Here is a 22,824-nt window from a genome sequence, read left to right on the forward strand (position 1 = left end):
TGTGTCGTTAGCGGCGGCGAACAGTGGCCGTTGGAAGCGGCCGACGACACCCCGATCGCGTAACGAAGCGGAAGATCGGGTGAGTCGCATTCGACTCTTCCGATTCCCGCCTTCATGCGAGATCGACTCGCGACCCGAGGGAGAACGTCTCGATCCGTTCGCACCCGGGTAGTAGATACGGCATAACAATGCCCTTGTCACCCAGAACTCGCGTATGAACCGTTCCAGCAAAGCCGCCGTGCGCCTCGGGACGACCGGGCACGGCAGTCCATGAAGGACCGCCTCCGAGAACTCGTCGAGCGCGCCGTTCCGTCAGGCTCGGTCATCCAGCGAACCGTCAAAAGCGGGATCTGGGTGACGGCGACGAAGATGGCGGTCCGGCTGTCGCAGATCCTGATGCTGATCGTTCTCGCCCGGCTGCTCGATCCGCGCGCCTTCGGGCTGATGGGGATCGCCCTGCTCGTCCTCTCCGCGATCAGGCGGTTCACCAACATCGGGATCAACGCGGCCCTCATTCAGGACGAACAGGAGAACGTCGACGAGTACCTCAACACGACGTGGTGTCTCGAGGCCGCGCGGGGCTTCCTCATCTTCGGCGTGCTCGCCGTCGCGGCGCCGTTCATCGCCGGGGTCTTCGACGAACCGAGCGCGACACCGCTGATCCGCGTGCTCGCCCTGAGCCCGCTGCTGTACGGGCTGCGGAACCCCGCTGTCGTCTACTTCCAAAAAGACCTCTCCTTCCACAAGGACTTCGTCTTCAAGTCGAGCGGGTCGGTCGTGCAGTTCGTCGTGGGCGTCGGCTACGCGCTGTACTCTCCGACCGTCTGGGCGCTCGTGTTCGCGACCGTCAGCAAGTCCTTTTTCAAGCTCTTCCTCTCGTACGTCCTCCACGACTACCGCCCGTGGCCGACCTTCGAGGTCGCCGCCGCGCGACGGCTCATCGATTACGGCAAGTGGATCACCGGCGCGTCGATCATCGGGTTCATCTACAGCGAGGGCGACGACGCGTTCGTCGGGTGGTTCCTCACCGCGACGTCGCTCGGGTTCTACCAGTACGCGTACCGGATCGCGGACATGCCCGCGTCCGAGGCCGCCGGAATCATCTCGGAGATCACGTTCCCGGCGTACTCCCGGCTGCAGGGCGACCTCGACGAGCTCCGCGGCGCGCTGCTCCAGACGACCCGCCTGACCGCGTTCATCGCGTTCCCGCTCTCGTTCGGCATCGCCGCCGTGGCGCCGAGCTTCGTCCCCGCGATCCTCGGCGACGAGTGGCGCCCGATGATCACGGCGATGCAGATCCTCGCGATGTACGGCCTCTTACACGCGATCACACGGAACTTCGGCGCCGTCTGGAAGGCGCTTGACCGCCCGGACTTCATCGTCAAGACCGGACTGATCCGCGTGGCGTGTATCGCCGCGCTCATCTGGCCGGCGACGGCGAGGTGGGGGATCGAGGGGACCGCGCTGGTCGTCGTCGGGGTGTACGTCTTCCCGATGCTTCCGCTGGACGTCTACCTCTCGGCGCGGATGGTCGAGGCCCGACAGAGACGGCTGTACGCCGAGTACCTCTACCCGTTCGTCGCCGCCTCGGTCATGCTCGGCACCCTGTGGTACGTGGCGTCCGCGACGACCCTGACCCCGCTCGTCGAGTTCCTCGTGTTGGTCCCGTCGGGTGCGGTCGTGTACTTCGCAGTCGCCTTCCTGCTCGAACGGCAGTTCGACTGGGGGATCGAGCGCAACCTGCGGATGATCAGCGACGGGATCAGGGGGTGACGACGCGCTCGATGGCCACCTCGACAGCTACCTCAACCGCAGTACGGGAACGGTCTCACTTCGATTATCATCCGTATACTAATGACTTATCCAGTGGTAATTAGTTCAAATGAATTACAAGACCGTGGCGGACATGAACGCGGACGCGCATCGGCTCGCGAAGCGCCTCCCACAGGATATCGATCTGGTCGTTGGAATCCCCAGAAGCGGTCTCTTGGCCGCGAATCTCCTGTGTCTCCACCTCGATGTCCCGATGACTGACGTCGATGGGCTCTGCGAAGGACGGCTGTTCGACACCGGGTCCAGGTTCGAAAACCGCGACTCCTTCGACGACTTCGATTCGGTGCTCGTCGTCGACGATTCAGTGTTAACCGGCGGGCAGATGACGGAAACCCGGGAACGACTCGCGACGCACGAGTTCCCGTTTGACGTCTCGTTCGGCGCCGTGTATATCTCTTCACCGGGGCACCGGTACGTCGACTACTGGAGCGAGGTCGTCCGCTCACCGCGCATATTCGAGTGGAACATTCTCCACCACACGAGACTGGAGGACTTCTGCGTGGACATCGACGGGGTCCTCTGTCGCGATCCGACGCCGGAAGAGAACGACGACGGGGACAGCTACCGCGAGTTTCTCAGAACCGTCGAACCGAACGTCGTCCCGAAACAGCGTATCGGCTGGCTCGTGACGTCGAGACTGGAGAAGTACCGCCCCGAGACCGAGGAGTGGTTGGCCGATAAGGGGATCACCTACGACAGGCTCGTGATGATGGACCTGCCGGACATGGAGACTCGGCAGGAACGGGGGAATTACGGCCAGTACAAAGCGTCGGTGTACGACTCGGCCGACGCCGATCTCTTCATCGAAAGCAGTCCGAAGCAGGCTGCGGAGATCCGCCGGAGGACGAACCGACCGGTGTTCTGCTACGAGACGAACGAGATGCTGAACCCGTCGATGGTCGGACGGTCACGCCGAAGCGTCACCGAGGGCGTGTCCAAACTGAAACGGGAACCGGTACTGTTCCCGGCGAGAACGGTCTATCAGCTCTCCTCCCGATGTTACCACCGGATTCTGCGATCGTGGAAATATAACGAGTGAGAAAACGGATTAACATCGTTAGTGCGTCTTTCCTGTCCTCTGCAACCGTCTCCGTAGTCGAACGGTGCACACACAGACTCCGGCAGACACCGGGAACGCGGACGCCCTCGACGGTGATCGATCTCCGGTCGTCACCGGTCTCGCAGCACGGTCTCGCCCGGATCGACGGTCGCCCCGGTCGACAGCGTCACGCCGGCGTTGAGGGTGCTGTTGATCCCCGTCTTCACGTCGTCGCCGCAGACGATACCGAACTTGCGGCGCTCGGTGCTCACGCGATTCCCCTTGACGGTCAGTCGGACCGGTTCGCCGTCGTGTCGGAGGTTCGCGACGGTCGTCCCAGCGCCGAGGTTGACGCCGCGGCCGAGGACGCTGTCCCCGAGGTAGGTGAGGTGGGGGACGTGCGAGTCGGCCATCACGACGCTGTTTTTCACCTCGACGGCGTGTCCGACCTTCGCGTCCGGCCCGAGGTACGTCGCCCCGCGAACGTACGCGTTCGGCCCGACGTGAGCCCCGGAACTCACGTAGACGGGCCCTTCGATCACGGCTCCCGGTTCGATGGTCGCTCCCTGCTCGACGGTGACGTGCCCGCGGAGATCGGCGTCGGGCGAGACGTCGCCGGCGAGTCTCCCGTCCGCCTCCGGGAGCTTCCACTCGTTCGCCGCGAGCAGCTCCCACGGACGGCCCACGTCGAGCCAGCGGTCGAACGGGACCGCGGTCACGTCGAACGACTCGCAGGTCCGCTGAAGCACGTCCGTCAGTTCCAGCTCTCCGCGGTCGCTCTCCTCGACGTCGAGCCACGGGAGGGCGGCCTCCGGGAAGACGTAGGCGCCGGCGTTCACGAGCTCAGACGGCGGGTCGTCGGGCTTCTCGACGACGCCGTGCACGCGGTCGCCCTCGATATCCAACACGCCGTACGCGGTGGGGTCGTCCACGCGGAAGGAGCCGACCGCCGGCCCCGACTCGAACAGCTCTCGCAGCGAGTCGTCGTAGAGCACGTCGCCGTTCAGCACCGCGAACGGTCCGTCCCGCAACGCGTCCGTGGCCGCGCGGACGGCGTCGGCGGTCCCGCGCTGTTCGGGCTGCTCTGCGAACTCGACGGGCACGGGCCACTCCCGCTCCGAGAGCGCCTCACGGACCGTCTCGGCTTCGTACCCGACGACGACGACGACACGCGAAGCGCCGGCGGCTATCGCCCCCTCGATGCAGTGCCCGACGAGCGGCTCCCCGGCGACGGGGAGCATCGGTTTCGGGAGCCTGTCCGTCAGCGGGCGCATCCGAGTCCCCTCGCCGGCCGCGAGTACGACGGTTTGCACAGCCGGACCACTCCCGAGAGAGACAAAGGTATTCTCCGACTATACCCCTCGATCGCGGGGGGACGGCCTCACGCCGACGCCGACTCGACCGCCGTTTCGACGATCGACCTCGCCGTCGACAGCAGCTCCGCCGCGGCCTCCGGGTCGCGAGCTTCGGCGGTCAGTCGGATCAGCGGCTGCGTCCCCGACGGCCGGATCAGGAACCACCCGTCCGCGGTCTCGACCCGAACGCCGTCGAGCGCGGTGACGTCGTCGTACCGCTCGCGGACGACTCCGTCGACCGTCTCCATCGCGGCGTCTTTGGCGTCCGTCTCGACCGTCGCGCGACGGATGGGGTACCGATCGATCCGCGCGAGTTGGTCCGAAATCGGCTCTGCCGCGGCGAGGACGGCGAGCTTCACGGCGGCGAGCGGTCCGTCGGGACAGAGCGTCTCGTCGGGAAATATCCAGGCGCCGGAGGGCTCTCCGCCGAACGCGACGGCGGGGTCGCGGGCCCGCTCGGCCACGGACACGTCGCCGACGCGCGTGTGAACGACCTCCGCCCCGACGGTCGCCAGCGCGTCGGCGACCGCGAGGCTCGTGTTGACCGGGGCGGCGACCCGGTCCCCGGATCCGGCCTCCTCGCGCCCGAAGAGCGCGAGCAGCAGGTCGCCCGGAACGAACTCCCCGTCGTCCGTCACCGCCATCATCCGGTCCGCGTCGCCGTCGTGGGCGATCCCGAGGTCGGCGCCAACGGCGGGGACGGTCGCCGCGAGCGTCGTACACGTCTCGGCCGTCGGCTCGCTCGGACGGGCGGGGAATCTGCCGTCCGGCTGGGCGTTGAGCGTCTCCACGTCGACGCCGAGTTCGTACAGCGCGTCGGCCGTGACGCCGCCCATGCCGTTCCCCACGTCGACGACGACCGACAGCGACGAGAGGTCGGCGTCGCTCGCTGCCGCGTCACGTCGCCCCGTCTCGACGAGCGCCTCGCGGTGGCGAGCGGTCGCGTCGTCCCAGCTCCGGTGTGTCCCCTGCTCGTCCCACTCCGCGAGGTCGAAGTCGGCCTCGCGTATCCGTTCGGTGACCTCGTCCTGCTGTGCCGTCGAGAACGCCTGTCCCGAGGGCGTCCAGAGCTTGAGCCCGTTGTCTTCCGGGGGGTTGTGCGAGGCGGTCACGACGACGCCGGCGTCCGCCTCTCGGGGGGCGATCCCGCGGGCGACCGTCGGCGTCGCCGCCAGCCCGACATCGACGACATCGGTCCCCGTTTCCTGTAACCCGGCGACGAGCGCGTCTCGGAGGGTCCGTCCGGAATCGCGCGCGTCCCGTCCGACGAGGACACTGTCGGCGTCGGTCCCGACGGCCCGTCCGACGTCCAGCGCGACTGACGCGGTGATGGACTCCCCGACTCGACCCCTGATCCCGCTCGTTCCGAACATGGAGTGACAACCGTCCGAACGAATATGTAGCCATCGACCGTTTTCGCCGGTTTCCGGCCGATAGCCCGGGAGTAACGCGGCGATCGCCGATCGAGCGTCCTGACGGGACCTGTTAGTCTCCGTATAGTAAGGCGTCGCGGGCCGGTCTCTCCGACGAGATGCAATTCGACCATCAAACGATCGACGATTCTCCGCCGTGCGGGCGCCTCTTCGTCTGTGAGCCCGTCGACCTCGTCGGCGACGGCCTCCCCGACCTCATCGTCGGCGGGATGGGCTCCGAGGACCTCCCGGTGTTGGGAGACCGGACGGTCCCGCTCGTGGGGCGGCTGTTTCGGCGGCTCGAAAACGACCTCTTCTGGTACGAGAATCCCGGACACGGGAACCACGACGGCGACGACTCGTGGACCCGCCACACGCTCTCGTCGGCGTCGGATCTCCACGCGCTGGGCGCGACGCTCGGCGACGTGAACGGGAACGGCCGGCTCGACCTCCTCGTCGGTCAGGGGTTCGGCGGGAGCGACATATACTGGTTCGAACAGCCGGACGATCCCCGAGAGAAGTGGCCGAAACACCTGATTGCGGACGACTTCTCCAAGTACCACGACCTCGCGTTCGGCGACGTGGACAACGACGGGGAGCCCGAGGTCGTCGGCGCGTCACAGGAGAGCGAGACGGTCTTCTACTACGACGTTCCGGACGACCCGACGCGCTCACCGTGGCCGAGCGACTGTCTCACGGTGATCAGCCGGAACACCAACGTCGAGGGGCTCGCGGTCGCCGACCTCGACGGCGACGGCGACAACGAGCTCGTCGCGGGGACGGCTATCTATCGGCAGGTCGACGGCGATCCCCCCGATAGCGGCGCAGCCGGTGGGGGCGCGACCCTCGGGGACGCCTCCGACGTGTCGGCCGAGTGGACGCGGGAGCACGTCGTCACCGGCTGGGACTGGACCCGGGTCGCCGTCGGCGACGTGGACGACGACGGCGAGGCGGAGCTGGTGTTCGCGGAGGGCGACTCGCCGCTACTCGGCGAACACATGGGACGCGTCGGGTGGTTCGATCCGCCGGACTGGGAGGCGCATATCTTCCGCGAGGACCTGTACTGCCCGCACACGGTCCAGCTCGCCGACTTCGACGGAAACGGCTCGCTCGACGTCTACGTCGCGGAGATGGGGGCCGGAGAGAACAACGACACCGCCCAGCACATTCTGTTCCGGAATCAGGGCGACGGGGAGTTCAGAGAGACCGTCGTCGAGAGCGGGGTGCCGACTCACGAGGGGAAGACCGTCGACGTCGACGGGAACGGTCGGCCCGATCTCCTCGGGAAGTCGTACGAACCGCACGCGCACGTCGACGCCTGGTACAATCACCCGTAACATGCTCGGACACACGACTCTCCGCGACCGACTGCCGGGCTTCTTGGGCGGGTCGACCGACGCTGGAACAGCGGAAGACACCGGCAGCGACACAGAACCGCTCGTCACCGTGGTCATCACGACGTACAACCGGCCCTCGTACCTGCGCGACTGCGTCGAGAGCGTGCTCGCACAGACGTACGGGCCGATCGAGCTCGTCGTCGTCGACGACTGCTCCGACACCCCCGCGAGCGAGACGCTGGCGGACATCGACACCGACTCGCTGGCCGGGTATCGGTGCGTCCGACATCAGACGAACCGGGGCGTCAACGCCGCGCGGAACACGGGCGTCGAGGCCGGAACCGGGAGGTACGTCGCCTTCCTCGACGACGATGACCGATGGGTGCCGGAGAAGGTCGAGCGACACGTTGAGGCGTTCGAGGCGGCGGACGAGGACGTCGGCGTCGTGTACTCGGGGATGAAGGCGATCCACGAGGACGGCGCCCGTGAGGAGCTCCCGCCGCGGATCGACGGCGACCTGACGAAGGCGCTGCTGTGCCGGAACGTGGTCGGGTCGATGTCCGTCGTGATGGTCCGGGCCGACGTGGCGCGGGAGGTCCAGTTCGACGAGGAGTTCGAGGCGTGGGCCGATCTGGAGTGGTTCGTCCGGGTCTCCCAGCGGGCCGCGTTCGTCCGGCTCCCCGAGGCGCTCGTCGTCTACGAGTACACCTCGCACGGTCGGCTGAGCGACGACTTCGAGAAGAAGCGCCGCGGCTACGACAGCTTCCTCAACCGGTTCGACGGCGTCGCGGCCTCGTACGGCCACCTCTTCCGCCGGAAGATGCGGGCGTGGGCCGCGTTCCGAGCCGGATCGTCGGCCCTGTACACCGGCAACTACGGCGAGGCCCGTCGGCTCCTGTTCACCGCGGTCGCACGATACCCGTTGGAGCCGCGGTTCCTCGCGTACCTGCTCGCGTCGCTCGGGGGCCGGTACACGCATCTCCTCGCGCGCGGACTCTCGCGGTCGCTCGGGTGACCGGCCGCGGCTCGTCTCGGTCCCCGAGCGCCGATCGGCGCTTCGGGCGTTAGCCGACGCCTACCTTTGGCTCCCTGCGCGAAAGGGGCTCGCATGTCGTTCGATGACCGGGGGACCACGCCGCTCGCCGGCCGGCTTCCCCTGGACCTTCTGGTCGTCTCGCTCGTCTCGGTCGGGGTCGCCGCGCTCGCCGCCGCGGGAGACGGAGGCGGAGTCGCTCGGATGGCGCTCGGCGTCGCGTTCGTGGCCTTCTGTCCGGGATACGCGCTGGTCTCCGCGCTGTTGCCGCAGCAGACCTCGCGGATTCCCGAGCGGCTCTCCACGCTCGGGTTCAACCGCGACGAGCCGGTCGCCCTCTCCGAACTCGAACGGGTCGTGTCGTCGATCGGGGTCAGCGTCGTTCTCGTCCCCTTCGTGGGGTTCATCCTGCACTACACCGAGCGGGGAATCCGCCCGGAGACGATGGTTCCCGGTATCGCCGCCGCGACGGTCGGACTCTCCGTGCTCGCGGCGGTTCGACGGTTTCGGCTTCCGCCCGACGAGCGGTTCGCGGTCGCCTCGCTCGCGCCGGTGCGACGACTGAACGACTGGGTGCGTGAGCCGGACCGCCCCGTCATCACCGCGCTCAACGTCTTCCTCGTCATCGGACTCGTCGTCGCCGTCGCCGGTATCGGGATCGCCGCGGCGACGTCGACGAACGGCGAGCAGTACACGGAGCTGTCGGTTCTCGGCACCGATCCGGACACCGGGGCGGCGGTCGCGGACGAGTACCCGCAAGCGCTCGCTCCCGGCGAGGAGGCGACGGTTCGCATCGGGATCGAGAACCAGGAGGCGGGCGAACAGACGTACACCGCGGTGGCGCAGCTACAGCGGTTGGACGACGGCGGCGGGGGAGACCGCGTCGTCGAGCGGTCGGAGCTTGACCGGTTCGACGCGCGGTTGGGACCGGGCGAGTCGGCGGAGCGGACGCGGACGATCGAGCCGGCGATGGAGGGCGACGAACTCCGTATCGCCTACCTGTTGTACGTCGACGAACCGCCGACGTCCCCGACGACCGAGAACGCGTACCGATCGGTACACGTCTGGGTCGACGTGGGCGGATCGAGCGCGACGGGACCGAGCGCGTGAATGACGGGCGAGAGTGAATGAATCAGATCGGTGGCGTCGATACAATATTTAAATAACCGTGAGCGACGGCGAGGTCTGCTTATAAATACGGTGCGGTGGCGCGCCCCGGTGAGCGGCCCAGCGGGCCGCTCACCGACGGTGCGAGGTCGCCGGCGCTGTGCGCCGGCTGCCAGAGGGACCTTCGGTCCCTCGCTGGAGTCGGTCGGCCGGAGCGAAGCGACGGGCGACCGACGAGGCTGGGGAGGTGAGAGGTGCGGTTGCTGTGCGGGGCGGGTGGGACTCAAAGGGGCAGCCGCGAGGACGACGCAGGCGACGGAAGCACCGCAGGAACGAGCGATGCGAGTGACGAGGAGCGCAACGAGCGTGCGTCGTCCTCGCGGCTGGGGCTTTGGAAGTGTTCGCCGCAGAGCTATCGATCACGGATACACAGCCGACAGCAACACCCTCGATCACTGATAAACAACCTCACTGACAAAGTACGATACCCACTCCCGCTATCGATCGTCGCTGTCCCTACACCGACCGCACACGGGACAGAATATCTCTCTCACTGAGGAGTTCAACAGATCCGGACGAAGGAGGTGAAACCGACAAAGAGGGATCGACGCCTCACTCCAACCGGTCGGCGACGAACTCGAGAAGTGCTTCGATCTCGTCGTCACCGTGGTAGGCGACGACCTCGCTCCCACGGTCGTACGTTATCGCGTTCGCGTCCGCCAGCATCGGTAGGTGTGTGTGACGCAGTTCGATGGCGATCTGTGGGGCCTCGGAGTCGATCGCTCGGGCGAGTCGAGCGTCGTGGCGATGTCGTCGACATCGACTCTGCGGCTATCGGTCGCGATCAGGTGGCGGAGTATCGCCCGACGTGCGGGGTCGGCGGCGATTCGAAGCTGTGTTTCGGTCGAGACGGCTTGGGTTTCTGAATACATTAGTTGTCCCACCATGTTCGGACGGGACAGTCGCTCGAAGGAACATGGATATGAAATAAGTCACTTGTCAGATGCATAAAGTGAGACGTTCACTCCGATACTCACACTCTTCGTTCAGCGACGATAGGCCGCGCCTACTCGGTTCGCCCGTCGCCGACGGCGTTCGATTGTCACCGCTTAACAAAGATTCGGCTCCGCTAACGGTGGCACCATGCACTGCCCTTCCACCGACGCGGCCGCGACGACGGGTCCGCCGAACGCGCCACCCAGGTCGACTGAGGCTTACGCGGTGGCCAACGCGGTGACTCGGCGATGACCGGCATCACGGAGGTTCGAAACGGCCGAGTCGTCACTCCCTCGGGAGTCGTAGAGGGCGGGCGCGTCGTGGTCTCCGGCGACCGGATCGCTCGCGTCGACCGGGCATCGGCGAACGGCTCGTCCGGGCCGACGACCGTCGACGCCGACGGTCGGGTCGTGATGCCCGGGATAATCGATCTCCACGGCGACGACATCGAGCACCACCGCTCCCCGCGAGCGGGCGCCAGCGTCGACGCTCGAACGGCGCTCACGGCGGCCGATCGAGCGAACCTGCTCAACGGGGTCACGACCAAGTACCACGCGGTCGCGTTCGAGGAATCGCCGGACGACGGCCGAACGCTCCGGACCGCCGAGACGATCGCCGCCGAGATACGCCGCGAGGAGTACACCCTCGGCGACAACCGACTGCACGCTCGGTGCGAGCTGGCCGACGCGAGCGCCGAGGCGGTCGAGGGCGTCGTCGATCGGTTCGGCGTCGACCTCCTCTCGGTGATGCACCACGCCCCCGGCGACGGACAGTACGACGACGAGGAGTTCGAGCGCCACTACGTCGAGGACCGGAACTGGCCGGCGGCGTCCGTCGACGACGCGATGGAAACGCGGCGGTCGCTGGACGACGCCGACCGGGCCGACCGCATCCGGCGGATCGCCGACCTCGCCCGCCGCGCCGGCGTGCCGCTGGCGTCTCACGACGACGAGTCCGCGCGCGACGTGGAGCGGATGGCCGACCACGGCACCGACATCAGCGAGTACCCGCTCACTCGCGAGGCCGCGCGGCGCGCGACCGACCTCGGTCTCGCCGTCGTGATGGGCGCCCCGAACCTGGTCCGCGGCGGGAGCCTCTGGGACAACCTCGGCGCGCGCGACGCGATCGACGACGGGCTCGTCGACGTGCTGTGCGCCGACTACCACCCGCCGTCGCTGCTCGCGGCCCCGTTCGTCGACACCGGCGAGTCGCTGTCGACGCGCGTGAACCGCGTCACGCGCAACCCCGCGGAAGCCGCCGGACTCGACGACAGGGGTCGGATCGAGGCCGGCGCACGCGCGGACCTGATCGTGGTCGACCCGAACGGGGCGCCGACGGTCGACCGCGTGTTCGTCGCTGGGACAGAAGCCATCCGGACCGACCGCACCGCGACCGCCGAGCGCCGAACGCCGCCGGCCGGGTCGTGAGCGCTCGATCGTGGCGATGCGATCGGTCCAGTAACGGCCGACGTGGTCACCGGCGCGGACGCTCGCGATCAGGGAACTGAAGCGAGGAAACCGGGCGTCGAGTCGGAAACCGAAACAGAAGTAGAAGCAGAAGCACCAAAACGCGAGGACCGGTACCACAGCGGAGGCGGGTCGTCCGGGGTCATAGGACGTTCACGTCCGATTGTGGTACGGCTTCTACTTGGCGTCGGGGTGACTTTGCTATATAACATCTAAAACCAATATGGTATACTTATCACACAGCGGGTGATGATCACCCGACCTGACTCGTCGCGGGGCGACTCGATCGCGCCCACATTCACAGACACTAATATATTCGAAATTCAACGGTTAGAGGGCTCGAATCGGTGATATACTATTCGTTCAACGGAGCAGATCGATACTGTTTATATAAACGAGCCACTGGTTCTGGTAAGGCACACGTTTCATGACTTCTTCCAATACAACATGCCAGCGCACGTCGCCCGCGACCGCCGGGTCGCCGGTTGCTCAAATTCCGATGGAGGACGAAACCTCTGCGACCGTCGCGGTTGTGCGAGCTGTTGCCGAAGCAGAGGACGCGTCTCCTGGCGATCTCCCCCTGTTGAGCGACGTGATCGACCCCGAGGCGTTCGACGCCATATTCGACGACGACCGCGCTGGTCGGTCCGGCGTCTGCTTCTCGTTCGACTACTGCGGCTACGTCGTCACGGTCACCGACGACGCGGTCACGCTAGACGTTCGGTGACGGACCTGCGATTCGTCCGTCACTCGACACCCGATCGGTAGGACGATCTTAACAGATCCGGTCGGATCTCAGATGAACTCGTGCCGGTGCGCGTTGACCGAAAGGTTCCGCATTACAATCAGTACCGGCGGCACACGCAGGGTATGGTCCGACCTTATTTCGGAGCCCGTCACCGTAGCCGGGTAGCCGTTCGCATCGCAGCCGCCGATCGCTCGCGGACGATCCGGGGGATCGCGTCGCGCCAATGAGCTCGTTCGAGCAGGCGGTCGTCCTCGCGGCGGGCGAGGGAAGCCGCATCCGCCCCTTGACCCGGTACCAACCGAAGCCGATGCTCCGCGTCGCGGGCCGGCCGATACTGGAGTACCCGCTCGACGCCCTCGCGGCGTTCGGCGTCGAGGAGATCGCGATGGTCGTCGGCCACGCGAAGACGCGGATTCAGAACCACTTCGGCGACGACTATCGCGGCCTCGATATCACGTATCTCACCCAACAGAGTCAGCTGGGGAGCGGCCACGCCCTGCAGGTCGCTTCGGGTCGCGTCGGCGGCGACTTCCTCGTCGTGAACGGGGACAACGTCATCGACGAGGCGATGGTGCGCGGGACCGCGGAGCGGTTCGCGGAGACAGGCGCGACCGCCGCGCTGGCCGTGACCTCGGCGACCGACGCGACGGAGTACGGCACGGTCGACGTCCGCGACGGGCTCGTCCACCGGATCGACGAGGGCGGTACCAACGAGTCCGGGCGGGTCAACACAGGCGTGTACGCGTTCGACGAGTCGATCTTCGGCGCGCTCGACCGGACCGGGTTCGAGAACGGCGAGCGGCCCCTCACCGGGGCGATCGCCGAGCTGGAGGGGCCTGTGGTCGCCGCCGCCCCGAACGGCGTCTGGTTCGACTCCTCGTACCCGTGGGACCTGCTGGAGACCAACGAGACGCTGCTGTACTCGCACCCGGAGCTCGTCGCCGCGGACCGGCCCGTGGACGACTCCGCGCGGGTCCACGAGTCGGCGGTGATCGGCGACGGCGTCCTCGTCGGTCCCGACTGCAAGGTCTCGGCCGGCGCCGTTATTCGGAGCGGGACGTGCCTCCACGCGAGCACGACGGTCGGCGAGAACGCCGTCTTGGAGGGCTCCATCGTCGGGCCGGACGCCCGGATCGGCGCAGGCGCGGTCCTGCGAGACACGATCGTCGGCGGCGGCGCGGCGATCGGCGACGGGACGGTCTCGCCCGGTCGCTCCGCGACGCTCGTGTTGGACGGCGTCGAGTACACCGACCGCCGGCTCGGCGGCATCGTCGCGGACCGCGCGGCGGTCGGGTCGAACGTCACGGTCACGCCCGGCTGTCGGGTCGGGCCGCGCGCGACGGTCGGCTCCGGGGTCGCGCTCAGGCAAGACGTTCCGGAGGGCGCGGAGGTGATGGGCTGATGTGCGGGATCACCGCCCGCGTCGGGACGGGCGACGCGGTCGACGAGCTCCTCGCGGGGCTCCGCAACCTCGAGTACCGCGGCTACGACTCCGCCGGCATCGCCACGGTCACGGCGGACGGGCTCGACGTGATCAAGCGCTCCGGCGAGATCGACGAGCTGTGCGAGGCCGTCGAGGCGAGCCCGGTGCGCGGCGCGACTGGAGTCGGTCACACCCGCTGGTCGACCCACGGCCCGCCGACCGACGCGAACGCCCATCCCCACACCGACTGTCTGGGGAAGGTCGCGGTCGTCCACAACGGGATCATCGACAACTACACCGAGCTCAGAGACGAGCTCTCGACCCACGAGTTCACGAGCGAGACGGACACCGAGGTCGTGCCGCACCTGATCGAGGAGCTGCTCTCGGCCGGCTACTCGCCCGAGCAGGCGTTCCGGCGCGCGGTCGACAGGATCTCCGGGAGCTACGCGATCGCCGCGGTCTTCGAGGGGAGCGACGCCGTGTACGGGACCCGGTCCGGCTCCCCGCTGGTCCTCGGTCGCTCCGACGACTGCTGTTACCTCGCGAGCGACGTGCCGGCCTTCCTGGAGTACACCGACGAGGTGGTCTACCTCCAAGACGGCGACGTGGTCATCATGGACGCGGACGGCTACGAGGTTACCGACACCGACGGCGTCGCCGTCGAGCGCGAGGTGGAGACGGTCGACTGGGACCCCGCCGACGCGGGGAAGGGCGGCTACGACCACTACATGCTCAAGGAGATCTACGAGCAGCCGACCGCGCTCCGGCAGTCGATCCGGGGCCGGAGCAACCCGCTCGAAGGGCGCGCAGACTTAGAGGAACTCCCGGAGGGCGCGTTCGACGGGATCGAGTCGGTCCACCTCGTCGCGATGGGCACCTCGTACCACGCGGCGCTGTACGCGAGCACCCTGCTCGCCGACCGGGGAATCCCGGCGCAGGCGTTCCTGTCGGGCGAGTACGGGTCGAGCCCGCCGCCGACCGACGACCGGACGCTCGTGATCGCGGTGACCCAGAGCGGGGAGACCGCCGACACGCTGTCTGCCGTCCGGAGCATCCAGGGGACGGGCGCGCAGACGCTGGCGGTGACGAACGTCGTCGGCTCGACGATCACCCGCGAGTGTGAAGACACCGTGTACATCCGCGCCGGTCCGGAGATCGGCGTGGCGGCGACCAAGTCGTTCTCCTCGCAGGTGGCGACGCTGACCCTGTTGAGCGAGCGGCTGAGCCACGACATCACCGGCGGGACCCCGCGGGCGACCACGGAGATTCTGGAGGCGCTCTCGGTGCTGCCGGACGACGTCCAGCGCATCCTCGACGAGTCGACGGCGGCGGACGTCGCCGCCGAGTACCACGACAGCGACTCGTACTTCTTCATCGGCCGGGGGGTCGGGCACCCGGTGTCGCTGGAGGGAGCACTGAAGTTCAAGGAGATCACTTACGACCACGCGGAGGGGTTCTCGGCGGCGGAACTCAAACACGGACCCCTCGCGCTCGTCACCGAGAACACGCCGGTGTTCGCCGTGTTCACCGGGCGGGACGACACCAAGACGCTCCACAACGTCAAGGAGATCCGCGCCCGCGGCGCGCCCGTGGTCGCGGTGGCCGCCGAGGGGACCGACCGGATCGAGGAGTACGCCGACCACGTCCTCGAGATCCCGGACACCCATCCCGACGTGGCGGGCGTCCTCGCGAACGTCCAGCTCCAGCTCGTCTCGTACCTCGCCGCAGACGAGCTCTCCCGGCCGATCGACAAGCCGCGGAACCTCGCGAAGAGCGTCACCGTCGAGTGACGCCGCCCGGACCGCGGCGTCCGGACGCGGACCGAACATCGAGGCGCCCCGTGTTCAGAATCGACGCCGACGTCCGTACTACTCAATAGCGCTCATACCAGCGGCTATCTATGTGGCGCGTCTTGACTGAGCCGTGATCAACGGCCATCCTCACACGCGTTCGGTAGACGGGTCATCGATGTCAGTTCGGGTTCCCGCACCATCCGGCGACACCCGAATATCCGGGGCCGTCGTGACCGGTACTTCGCCCCTCTCGGTCGGGCGAATCTCGACGGGGCAACTCCGCGCGGCCCTTGGCTCTCGGCGGCGCGCCGTCTTGCTGGGGACTGCGACCGCAGCCGCGGGAGCCGTCGGGATCGGATCCGTCTCACCCCCTCGAACAGACGGCGGGACCGACGCACCGAGCGACCGGGGCGCTCCCGAACCCACGACCGACCCGACGCTGATCGCCCATCGAGGGTTTGCGGGCGAAAACCCTGAAAACACGCGTGCAGCCGCGCGAGCGGCGACCCGCGAGAACGGTCCCGGTCGGCGGGCCGACTGCATCGAGATAGACGTCGTCCCGACGGCCGACGGCGATGTCGCGGTGTTTCACGACGACGACCTCGCGGGTCGCGGCGGAGAGGGAACGGGGCTCACCGACACGGCGGGGCTCGTCTGGGAGACGGAGACGGAGACCGTCACGAGCGCGGAGGTGCTACGGAGCGGAGAGACGGTCCCGTTACTCGGAGAGCTGCTCGCGTCGATCCCACCGGATGTCGGCGTCAATATCGAACTGAAGAACCCCGGGAGCACCTCGCTCCGGTTCGGCGAGAAGCTGACCGGTGAGGCGCTCGGCACGCAGAAAGCGGTCTGGCGTCCGTTCGTCGATCGCGTCGTCAATATCGTGGACGGACACGACCACGAGATCCTCTTCTCGTCGTTTTACGAGGCGGCGCTCGCCGTCGTCTCCGAACGGTCGACGGCGTCCGTCGCGCCGATTCTGGGGGAGTCGATCGATGCGGGGATCGCGATCGCCGAGGCGTACGACGCCGACGCGGTCCATCCGCCCGCGGAGATGATCCGCGGGACTCCGTTTTTCGACGACGCGCGCTTCGGCGAGAGCGATCTGGTCCGAACGGCACAGACGCACGGGTGGGACGTCAACGTCTGGACCGTGGACTCGTGGTACCAAGCGGATCGGCTCCTCGACGCCGGCGTCGACGGGCTTATCGCGGACTACTCCACCGTCATTCGCGAGTAACTGTTGGCCGACGCCGCGGCCGACCGCCCGTAGTTGCCATTGGGTCACACGTATCGCTATATAGGCTCATTGAGCGGTCTATGCCGACACATACCACTATTAGCAGCGGTTATATCCGATGTTTGGATAGCCAGACACGTATGGCACCAGATGCCGAGGAGCCGACTGGAATCTCACGTCGAAACACACTCACGACAACCGGCGCCGCGCTCGCGGCGGCGACTGGCCTCGCAGGATGTCTGGGCGGTAACAGCGGCGACGGCAGCGCGCAGTTTTCACCGATCAGCGAGGAACTCACCGTGTGGCACGCGATGGGGGGGACGAACGGCGAGACCCTCAACCAGATCGCGACGGACTTCGAAGAGCAGTCCGGGACCGGCGTGAACATGGAGTTCCAAGACTCCTACGAGAACGTCCTGACGAACACCCTCTCGGCGTTCGACTCCGGGAACGTCTCGGACATGCTGCAGGTCGACTCCCTGTTCGCTCAACAAGTGCTCGACACGGATCAGGTGCGCCCGGTCGAGGAGATCCTCCCCGACGACTTCGACGCCGACGTCTTCCTCGACAACGTCGCGGAGTTCTTCACCGTCGACGGGGAACTCGCCTCGCTCCCCTTCAACAACTCGAACGCGATCATGTACATCAATCGGGACGCGTTCGAGGAGGCGGGACTCGACCCCGACGACCCGCCGCAGACGCTAGCAGAAGTCCGCAGCGCGTCGGAGCAGCTCGTCGAGCAGGACGTGACGCAGTACGGGATCACCTGGCCGAACCACGTGTGGTTCGTCGAGACGTGGTACGGCTTCGAGGGCGAACTGCTGACGGACGCCGAAAACGGCCACGCCGGCGAGCCATCCGAGTTCCGGACGCCGGACGCGACGTACGACCTCTACGAGTGGTGGAAGGGGATGGCCGACGACGGCCTCTACACGAATCCGGGGATCGAGGCGTGGGGCGAGGCGACCTCGCTGTTCATCGAGCAGGAGGCCGCGATGGTGCTCACCAGCACCGCCTCGGTCGCCGGTCTCATCGCCGACTCCGAGGACTTCACCGTCGACGCCGCGCCGTATCCGAGCATCAGCGAGACCCGCGTCGGCCCGGTGATCGGCGGCGCCTCCTTCTACGTCCCGGACGGGCTGCCCGAGGAGCGGTACGAGGAGATCGGACAGCTGCTCGAGTACATGTCCCAGCCGGAGGTCCAGACGGAGTGGCACAAGGGGTCGGGCTACTACCCGATCACGCAGCCGTCGGTCGACGCGCTCCGCGAGGAGGGGTGGTTCGAAGACAACCCGATGTACGGGGTAGCGCTCGATCAGCTCCAGAACGGCGACGCGAGCGACCCGGCGACGAAGCGGGCGCTCCTCGGTCCGGCGCGGAACGTCCAGACGGTCATCCAGAACAAGTCGGTCGACATCCTGAATGCCGACGATATCGACGCCGAGATTGAGGCGCTCAAGACGGAAGTCGACGACGTGCTGACCGAGTACTACAACTGACCGCAAAGCCACACGCATGTCCACACGCGAGATTTTCGACAGCCGGATCGAGTCCGGGCTGCTGTTGTTGCCGACGCTGCTCGTCTCGGTCGTCTTCCTGTACTACCCGACGGCGCTCGCCGTGCGAACCAGCTTCTTCGACTCGAGTTTCGGGCAGGCGGACGAGTTCGTGGGCCTGAAAAACTACGTCACGCTGCTGACCGACTCGGGCTATCATTCGAGCCTCCTCCTCTCCGTGGTGTTCGCCCTCGTCGTCGTGGTCGGCGTCATCGCCGTCTCGCTGTACCTCACCTTTCTCATCCACGAGGTCGACACCGGACAGGGGGTGTACCTGATCTCCGTGATCTGGCCGTACGCCCTCCCGCCCGCGGTCGGAGCGCTCGTGTTCCTGTTCATCGCGCATCCGACGCTGGGCGTGTTGACCGGCCCGATCGAGGCGCTCGGCGTCGACGTCGACTGGTTCAACGACGGCCCGCAGGCGTTCGTCGTCGTCGCGCTCGCGGCGATCTGGAAACAGATCGGCTACAACGTGATCTTCATGATCGCCGCGATGAACAACATCCCCGACACCCTCACCGAGACGGCGGAACTCGACGGCGTGGGCGGTATCAGGCGGCTCGTGTCGGTGTACGTGCCGATCATGACGCCGACGCTGTTTTTCCTCGTCATCATCAACACCATCTACGCGTTCTTCAGCACGTTCGCGTTCGTGGACCTCCTCACGAGCGGGGGGCCGTCGAACGCGACGAACATCCTGATCTTCGACCTGTATCAGGAGGGATTCTCCTTCTTCAATTTCGGCGTCGCCTCGGCGAAGTCGGTCGTCCTGTTCCTCGTCGTCGGCGTGCTGATGTTCGTGCAGTTCCGGGTAACGGACGAATACTCCTACTACGGTGCCTGAAATGGTCGAACTACTCCAATACGCGAAGCGACGGGCGGGGGCGCTCCGAGGGGATCACGCGACCGAAACCACCCACGGCGCAAGCGCGGGGACGCATCTCCAGCTGTGGCTGCTCGTGTTCGCGGTGGTGTTCCCGATCGCCGTCGCGCTGATCGTCAGCACCAAAGAGACGGGCGTGGTGACCAGTCTCGGCGATCTAGTACCCGGCAGTTACGCCGTCGAGAACTATCGCGAGGCGTTGGTCGACTACCGGTTCGGTCGATTCATGTGGAACTCGCTGGCGATGTCGCTCGTGATCGTCGTCGGCAAGCTCATCGTCTCCGTGTTCGCGGCGATGGCGATCGTCTACTACCGGGTCCCGTACAAGGACCTCGTGTTCCTGTTCATCCTGTTTACGCTGTTGTTGCCCGTCCCCGTTCGGTTCATCCCCCTGTTCCAGCTGATGAACGACCTCGGATGGAGCAACACCATCCTCGCGATCACCGTTCCATACATCGCGAGCGCCACGACCGTGTTCATTCTGCGCCAGCACTTTCTGTCGATTCCGACCTCGATCGTCGAGACCGCGAAAATCGACGGCGTCGGCCCGCTCCGATTCATGCTGTTCGTGCTGTTGCCGATGTCCAAGGGCGTCCTCGTCGGCGTCTCGATCATCATGTTCGTCTACGCGTGGAACCAGTACCTCTGGCCGCTGATCATCATCGATTCCGAGGCCAATCAGGTCGCACAGGTCGGCCTCCAGCTGCTCCAAGGCGATGTCCAAGGCGGACAGCTCTCGTGGTCGCTCGTGATGGCCGGATCGACGCTGACCCTGTTGCCGCCGCTGCTGTTGATGATCGTGTTCCGCAAACCGCTGTTAGAGACGTTCAGCATCCAACAGAAGTGACAATGACAACCGTAACACTACAGAACCTGCGGAAGGAGTTCGGCGACGTCGTCGCCGTCAAGGGAATCGATCTCGAAATCGAGGACGGGGAGTTCCTCGTCATCGTCGGCCCGAGCGGCTGCGGCAAAAGTACGACGCTGCGGCTGCTCGCCGGCCTCGAAGCGACGACCGGCGGTCGGATCGAGATGGACGAACGGGATGTCACCGGCGTCGAGCCCAAGGACCGGAACGTCGCGATGGTGTTCCAGAACTACGCGCTGTACCCGCACATGACCGGGCGGCGAAACATCACCTTCGGGATGAAATCGAGCGGCGATTTCACCGACGAGGAGATCGAGCGTCGGGTGGAAGACGCCGCCGAGACGCTCGACATCGTCGATCTCCTCGATCGGAAACCCGAGGCGATGTCCGGCGGCGAACGCCAGCGCGTCGCGCTCGGCCGCGCCATCGTCCGCGACCCGGACGCCTTCCTGATGGACGAGCCGCTGAGTAACCTCGACGCGAAGCTCCGGATCCAGATGCGCGCGGAGCTGGCCCGCCTTCACTCCGCGCTCGAGACGACGACCGTCTACGTCACGCACGATCAGACGGAAGCGATGACGCTCGGCGAGCGGGTCGTCGTCATGAACGACGGGCAGATCATGCAGGTCGACGAGCCGCAGGCGTTGTACGACTTCCCGGCGAACCGGTTCGTCGCGGAGTTCATCGGCGACCCGGCGATGAACATGATCCCCGTCGATATCGAGGACGGCCGCGCCGTTCACGACGCGTTTACGCTTCCGCTTCCGTCCGTGGACGAGCCGGCTTCGACCGACCGAAACGGTGCGGGAGACGCGCCACTTGGCGACACTCAGCGTGCGGTCCTCGGGATTCGGCCGGAGGATTTCCATCTCCCGGACGCACGGTCGGACGACGGGTTGCCGAGGATCGACGCCGAGGTGAACGTGCGGGAGCCGCTCGGAGACAGCCTGCTCTTGCACTGTTCGATCGGGGCCACGTCGTGTAACATTCAGGCGGCGCCTCGAACGGCAGTTCGCGCCGGCGAGACGGTGTCGGTCACGTACGATCCCGCGCGCCTCCACCTGTTCGACGCCGAGACCGGAGACGCGTTCTACCACTCCGAATCGCATCACTCAACGGACGAGCAGGTGCTGTCTCGGGCTTCAAAATAGCGCTCAACGCGGGAGCATCATCTCCCGCGAGAGGGGGATCAGTTGACGTCGACGATCTCGACGTCGAACGTCAGCGTTTCGCCGGCGAGGCGGGGGTTGAAGTCCACTCGAACGGTCTCGTCGTCGACGTGAATGACCTCGCCTTGACTGCCGTTCTGGGCCTCGAGGTAGGAGCCCTCTTCGGGGGTCTGGCCGCCGAGCATCTCTCGGAGCTCCTCGGTCTCGAACTCCTGAATGTTCTCGTCGGTGGGCTCGCCGTAGGCCTTCTCCGGCGGGATCGTCAGCGTTTCGGTCGCTCCGGCCTCCAGCCCGATCAGGCCTTCTTCCATCCCCTCGATGACCTGTTCGTCGCCGATTTCGACCGTCAGCGGCGCGTACTCTCGTTCGGGCTGGGCCTCGGCGAGGCCCGTCTCCTCGGCGACGGATTTCCGGGAGGTGTCGAACACGGTCTCGTCGTCAAGTCGCCCAGTGTACTCCAGCGTCACAGAGTCGCCGGTTTCTATCGTCATACGAACACGAGCGGAGCCACACGGAAAGTCCATTGCATCGAGCGGTGGCCGTCGCCGCCGCGTCAGATATTTGATCGTTCGGGTCGACGATCCGATATCTCACCGGACACCGCTGCGGACGGATCGGACGACTCGGGTAGACCGGACGACCCGGATAGGCCGGACGACTCCGCGGGAGGGAGCGACGCGGACCGCCCGAGCGACGCCCCCGCGCTCGTTACCCGCCGGCAGCTCCTCCTCGGAGTTGCGGGCGGGATCGGCCTCCTCGGGGGCGGCGGGCTCTACGTCGCGCGGTCGCTGGACGGCGACTTCGGCGGGTACGAGGCGCCGGAGACGCAGCCGATGGTGACGACCCGAGGGCGCCTCGACGCGGCGGACCCCACAGAGCGATCGGGCTCGTGGGACTTCGACGAGGCCGACGCGGTGGTCCTGTTCGTCCACGGGCTCGGCGCGGACGCCGAGTCGGCCCGCGATCAGGCGTACACCGCCCGACTGGGGCTCGCGGCGGCGACGGGCGACGCGGCGGAGCCGGACCCCGACGCCCCGCCGGTGGTCGGCTACTCGTGGGCGTCGAACGTCGACTGGGGGCCGGCGAAGCGGACCGCGGACGCCAACGCCGCCCCGCTCGCCGACTGGCTGACGGCGTGGGCGGACGACGACGGGCGGCCGGTCCACCTGTTCGCCCACTCGCTCGGCGCTCGGGTGACGGGGGCGACCCTCCGGGAACTCGCCGATCGCGGGCGGACCGACGCCCTCGCCTCGGTCTCGCTGTTCGGCGGGGCGATTCCGAATGACAGCGTCGCAGTCGAGGGACGATACGGGTCGGCCGTCGCGGCGGTCGACGCCCCTGTCTTCAACTTCCACAGCCGGAACGACCGCGTCCTCGGCTGGGTGTACCGCGCCTCGGATCGGACCCGCGCGGTCGGTCACGGCGGGCTCCCGGCGTCGGCGAGCCCGCCGGCCGGGTACGAGGACATCGACGTCACGGACTCGGTAGGAGACCACTACTCGTACTTCCAGCCGGAGGAGGGGTGTCTTCCACGGGCGATCGACCGGATCGGGATCGAGTGAGTCG

General features: G+C 67.0%; 19 protein-coding genes. 15 read left to right on the forward strand and 4 right to left on the reverse strand.

Translation table 11 applies throughout. The features are described 5' to 3' along the window. Nucleotides 1-270 precede the first annotated feature (270 nt). Nucleotides 271-1,773, forward strand: coding sequence for a lipopolysaccharide biosynthesis protein (locus ACP96_RS02085; RefSeq protein WP_050031939.1), 1,503 nt, complete (start codon nucleotides 271-273; stop codon nucleotides 1,771-1,773). Between the two features lie 109 nt (nucleotides 1,774-1,882). Continuing rightward, nucleotides 1,883-2,872, forward strand: coding sequence for a phosphoribosyltransferase family protein (locus ACP96_RS02090; RefSeq protein ID WP_050031940.1), 990 nt, complete (start codon nucleotides 1,883-1,885; stop codon nucleotides 2,870-2,872). Between the two features lie 131 nt (nucleotides 2,873-3,003). On the opposite strand, the gene glmU is transcribed toward ACP96_RS02090, so the two are convergent. Together glmU and glmM are read right to left on the reverse strand one after the other, a co-directional pair. Further along, nucleotides 3,004-4,185, reverse strand: coding sequence for a bifunctional sugar-1-phosphate nucleotidylyltransferase/acetyltransferase (gene glmU / locus ACP96_RS02095; protein ID WP_050031941.1), 1,182 nt, complete (start codon nucleotides 4,183-4,185; stop codon nucleotides 3,004-3,006). A 68-nt stretch (nucleotides 4,186-4,253) separates the two neighbouring features. Beyond that, nucleotides 4,254-5,600, reverse strand: coding sequence for a phosphoglucosamine mutase (glmM, locus tag ACP96_RS02100; RefSeq protein WP_050031942.1), 1,347 nt, complete (start codon nucleotides 5,598-5,600; stop codon nucleotides 4,254-4,256). A 158-nt stretch (nucleotides 5,601-5,758) separates the two neighbouring features. Between glmM and ACP96_RS02105 the strand changes: the two genes are divergently transcribed. From ACP96_RS02105 to ACP96_RS02115, 3 genes are all read left to right on the forward strand, one after another. Then, nucleotides 5,759-6,976 (forward strand): FG-GAP repeat domain-containing protein, encoded by a 1,218-nt coding sequence (locus ACP96_RS02105; RefSeq protein ID WP_050031943.1) that lies wholly within the window; start codon nucleotides 5,759-5,761, stop codon nucleotides 6,974-6,976. Between the two features lies 1 nt (nucleotide 6,977). Further along, complete coding sequence (locus ACP96_RS02110; RefSeq protein WP_082222435.1) at nucleotides 6,978-7,991, forward strand: glycosyltransferase family 2 protein; 1,014 nt, start codon at nucleotides 6,978-6,980, stop codon at nucleotides 7,989-7,991. Nucleotides 7,992-8,084: 93 nt separating this feature from the next. Further along, nucleotides 8,085-9,119, forward strand: a complete 1,035-nt coding sequence (locus ACP96_RS02115; RefSeq protein WP_050031944.1) for a DUF1616 domain-containing protein — start codon at nucleotides 8,085-8,087, stop codon at nucleotides 9,117-9,119. Between the two features lie 609 nt (nucleotides 9,120-9,728). Here the strand turns inward: ACP96_RS02115 and ACP96_RS19985 are convergent. Further along, a complete protein-coding gene (locus ACP96_RS19985; RefSeq protein WP_449272133.1) occupies nucleotides 9,729-9,896 on the reverse strand; it encodes a DUF7344 domain-containing protein in 168 nt (55 codons plus the stop codon). Between the two features lie 464 nt (nucleotides 9,897-10,360). Here ACP96_RS19985 and ACP96_RS02120 point away from each other — a divergent pair, with 464 nt between their 5' ends. The 9 genes from ACP96_RS02120 to ACP96_RS02160 all read left to right on the forward strand — a co-directional run bounded on the left by ACP96_RS02120 (nucleotide 10,361) and on the right by ACP96_RS02160 (nucleotide 21,240). Continuing rightward, the gene (locus ACP96_RS02120) at nucleotides 10,361-11,539 is read left to right on the forward strand and encodes an alpha-D-ribose 1-methylphosphonate 5-triphosphate diphosphatase (protein ID WP_050031945.1); all 1,179 of its coding nucleotides are present in this window, start codon (nucleotides 10,361-10,363) and stop codon (nucleotides 11,537-11,539) included. 538 nt (nucleotides 11,540-12,077) lie between these two features. Further along, a complete protein-coding gene (locus tag ACP96_RS02125; protein WP_050023249.1) occupies nucleotides 12,078-12,305 on the forward strand; it encodes a HalOD1 output domain-containing protein in 228 nt (75 codons plus the stop codon). Between the two features lie 244 nt (nucleotides 12,306-12,549). Beyond that, complete coding sequence (locus tag ACP96_RS02130; RefSeq protein WP_050031946.1) at nucleotides 12,550-13,728, forward strand: sugar phosphate nucleotidyltransferase; 1,179 nt, start codon at nucleotides 12,550-12,552, stop codon at nucleotides 13,726-13,728. Then, nucleotides 13,728-15,539 carry a glutamine--fructose-6-phosphate transaminase (isomerizing) gene (glmS, locus tag ACP96_RS02135; RefSeq protein WP_050031947.1) on the forward strand — a complete coding sequence of 604 codons (1,812 nt, stop codon included), beginning with the start codon at nucleotides 13,728-13,730 and terminating at the stop codon, nucleotides 15,537-15,539. Before ACP96_RS02130 ends, glmS begins: the two co-directional genes overlap by 1 nt. Before the next feature lie 265 nt (nucleotides 15,540-15,804). Further along, a complete protein-coding gene (locus ACP96_RS17455) occupies nucleotides 15,805-16,782 on the forward strand; it encodes a glycerophosphodiester phosphodiesterase (protein ID WP_394296537.1) in 978 nt (325 codons plus the stop codon). Between the two features lie 311 nt (nucleotides 16,783-17,093). Next, complete coding sequence (locus tag ACP96_RS02145; RefSeq protein ID WP_050023354.1) at nucleotides 17,094-18,281, forward strand: ABC transporter substrate-binding protein; 1,188 nt, start codon at nucleotides 17,094-17,096, stop codon at nucleotides 18,279-18,281. Nucleotides 18,282-18,297: 16 nt separating this feature from the next. Beyond that, on the forward strand, nucleotides 18,298-19,182 hold the full coding sequence (locus ACP96_RS02150; protein ID WP_050023243.1) for a carbohydrate ABC transporter permease: 885 nt from the start codon (nucleotides 18,298-18,300) through the stop codon (nucleotides 19,180-19,182). 1 nt (nucleotide 19,183) lies between these two features. Then, the gene (locus ACP96_RS02155; protein WP_050031948.1) at nucleotides 19,184-20,068 is read left to right on the forward strand and encodes a carbohydrate ABC transporter permease; all 885 of its coding nucleotides are present in this window, start codon (nucleotides 19,184-19,186) and stop codon (nucleotides 20,066-20,068) included. Nucleotides 20,069-20,070: 2 nt separating this feature from the next. Next, nucleotides 20,071-21,240, forward strand: coding sequence for an ABC transporter ATP-binding protein (locus ACP96_RS02160; protein WP_050023239.1), 1,170 nt, complete (start codon nucleotides 20,071-20,073; stop codon nucleotides 21,238-21,240). A 38-nt stretch (nucleotides 21,241-21,278) separates the two neighbouring features. Here ACP96_RS02160 and ACP96_RS02165 read toward each other — a convergent pair whose 3' ends face one another. Then, nucleotides 21,279-21,725 (reverse strand): FKBP-type peptidyl-prolyl cis-trans isomerase, encoded by a 447-nt coding sequence (locus tag ACP96_RS02165; RefSeq protein ID WP_050023352.1) that lies wholly within the window; start codon nucleotides 21,723-21,725, stop codon nucleotides 21,279-21,281. 366 nt (nucleotides 21,726-22,091) lie between these two features. On the opposite strand from ACP96_RS02165, the gene ACP96_RS02170 reads away from it, so the two are divergent. Continuing rightward, on the forward strand, nucleotides 22,092-22,820 hold the full coding sequence (locus ACP96_RS02170; protein WP_050031949.1) for a DUF726 domain-containing protein: 729 nt from the start codon (nucleotides 22,092-22,094) through the stop codon (nucleotides 22,818-22,820). Nucleotides 22,821-22,824: the final 4 nt, after the last annotated feature.

The organism is Halorubrum halophilum, assembly GCF_000739595.1.
GTDB lineage: Archaea > Halobacteriota > Halobacteria > Halobacteriales > Haloferacaceae > Halorubrum > Halorubrum halophilum.

What these genes read in the sequence shown, in the direction of transcription:
- ACP96_RS02160 (WP_050023239.1), top strand. Translation starts at nt 20,071, where the DNA reads ATGACAACCGTAACACTACAGAACCTGCGGAAGGAGTTCGGCGACGTC.
- ACP96_RS02090 (WP_050031940.1), top strand. Translation starts at nt 1,883, where the DNA reads ATGAATTACAAGACCGTGGCGGACATGAACGCGGACGCGCATCGGCTC.
- ACP96_RS02105 (WP_050031943.1), top strand. Translation starts at nt 5,759, where the DNA reads ATGCAATTCGACCATCAAACGATCGACGATTCTCCGCCGTGCGGGCGC.
- glmS (WP_050031947.1), top strand. Translation starts at nt 13,728, where the DNA reads ATGTGCGGGATCACCGCCCGCGTCGGGACGGGCGACGCGGTCGACGAG.
- ACP96_RS02110 (WP_082222435.1), top strand. Translation starts at nt 6,978, where the DNA reads ATGCTCGGACACACGACTCTCCGCGACCGACTGCCGGGCTTCTTGGGC.
- ACP96_RS02145 (WP_050023354.1), top strand. Translation starts at nt 17,094, where the DNA reads ATGGGGGGGACGAACGGCGAGACCCTCAACCAGATCGCGACGGACTTC.
- ACP96_RS02155 (WP_050031948.1), top strand. Translation starts at nt 19,184, where the DNA reads ATGGTCGAACTACTCCAATACGCGAAGCGACGGGCGGGGGCGCTCCGA.
- ACP96_RS02120 (WP_050031945.1), top strand. Translation starts at nt 10,361, where the DNA reads ATGACCGGCATCACGGAGGTTCGAAACGGCCGAGTCGTCACTCCCTCG.
- ACP96_RS02115 (WP_050031944.1), top strand. Translation starts at nt 8,085, where the DNA reads ATGTCGTTCGATGACCGGGGGACCACGCCGCTCGCCGGCCGGCTTCCC.
- ACP96_RS02125 (WP_050023249.1), top strand. Translation starts at nt 12,078, where the DNA reads ATGGAGGACGAAACCTCTGCGACCGTCGCGGTTGTGCGAGCTGTTGCC.
- ACP96_RS02085 (WP_050031939.1), top strand. Translation starts at nt 271, where the DNA reads ATGAAGGACCGCCTCCGAGAACTCGTCGAGCGCGCCGTTCCGTCAGGC.
- ACP96_RS02150 (WP_050023243.1), top strand. Translation starts at nt 18,298, where the DNA reads ATGTCCACACGCGAGATTTTCGACAGCCGGATCGAGTCCGGGCTGCTG.
- ACP96_RS02170 (WP_050031949.1), top strand. Translation starts at nt 22,092, where the DNA reads ATGGTGACGACCCGAGGGCGCCTCGACGCGGCGGACCCCACAGAGCGA.
- ACP96_RS02130 (WP_050031946.1), top strand. Translation starts at nt 12,550, where the DNA reads ATGAGCTCGTTCGAGCAGGCGGTCGTCCTCGCGGCGGGCGAGGGAAGC.
- glmM (WP_050031942.1), bottom strand. Translation starts at nt 5,600, where the DNA reads ATGTTCGGAACGAGCGGGATCAGGGGTCGAGTCGGGGAGTCCATCACC.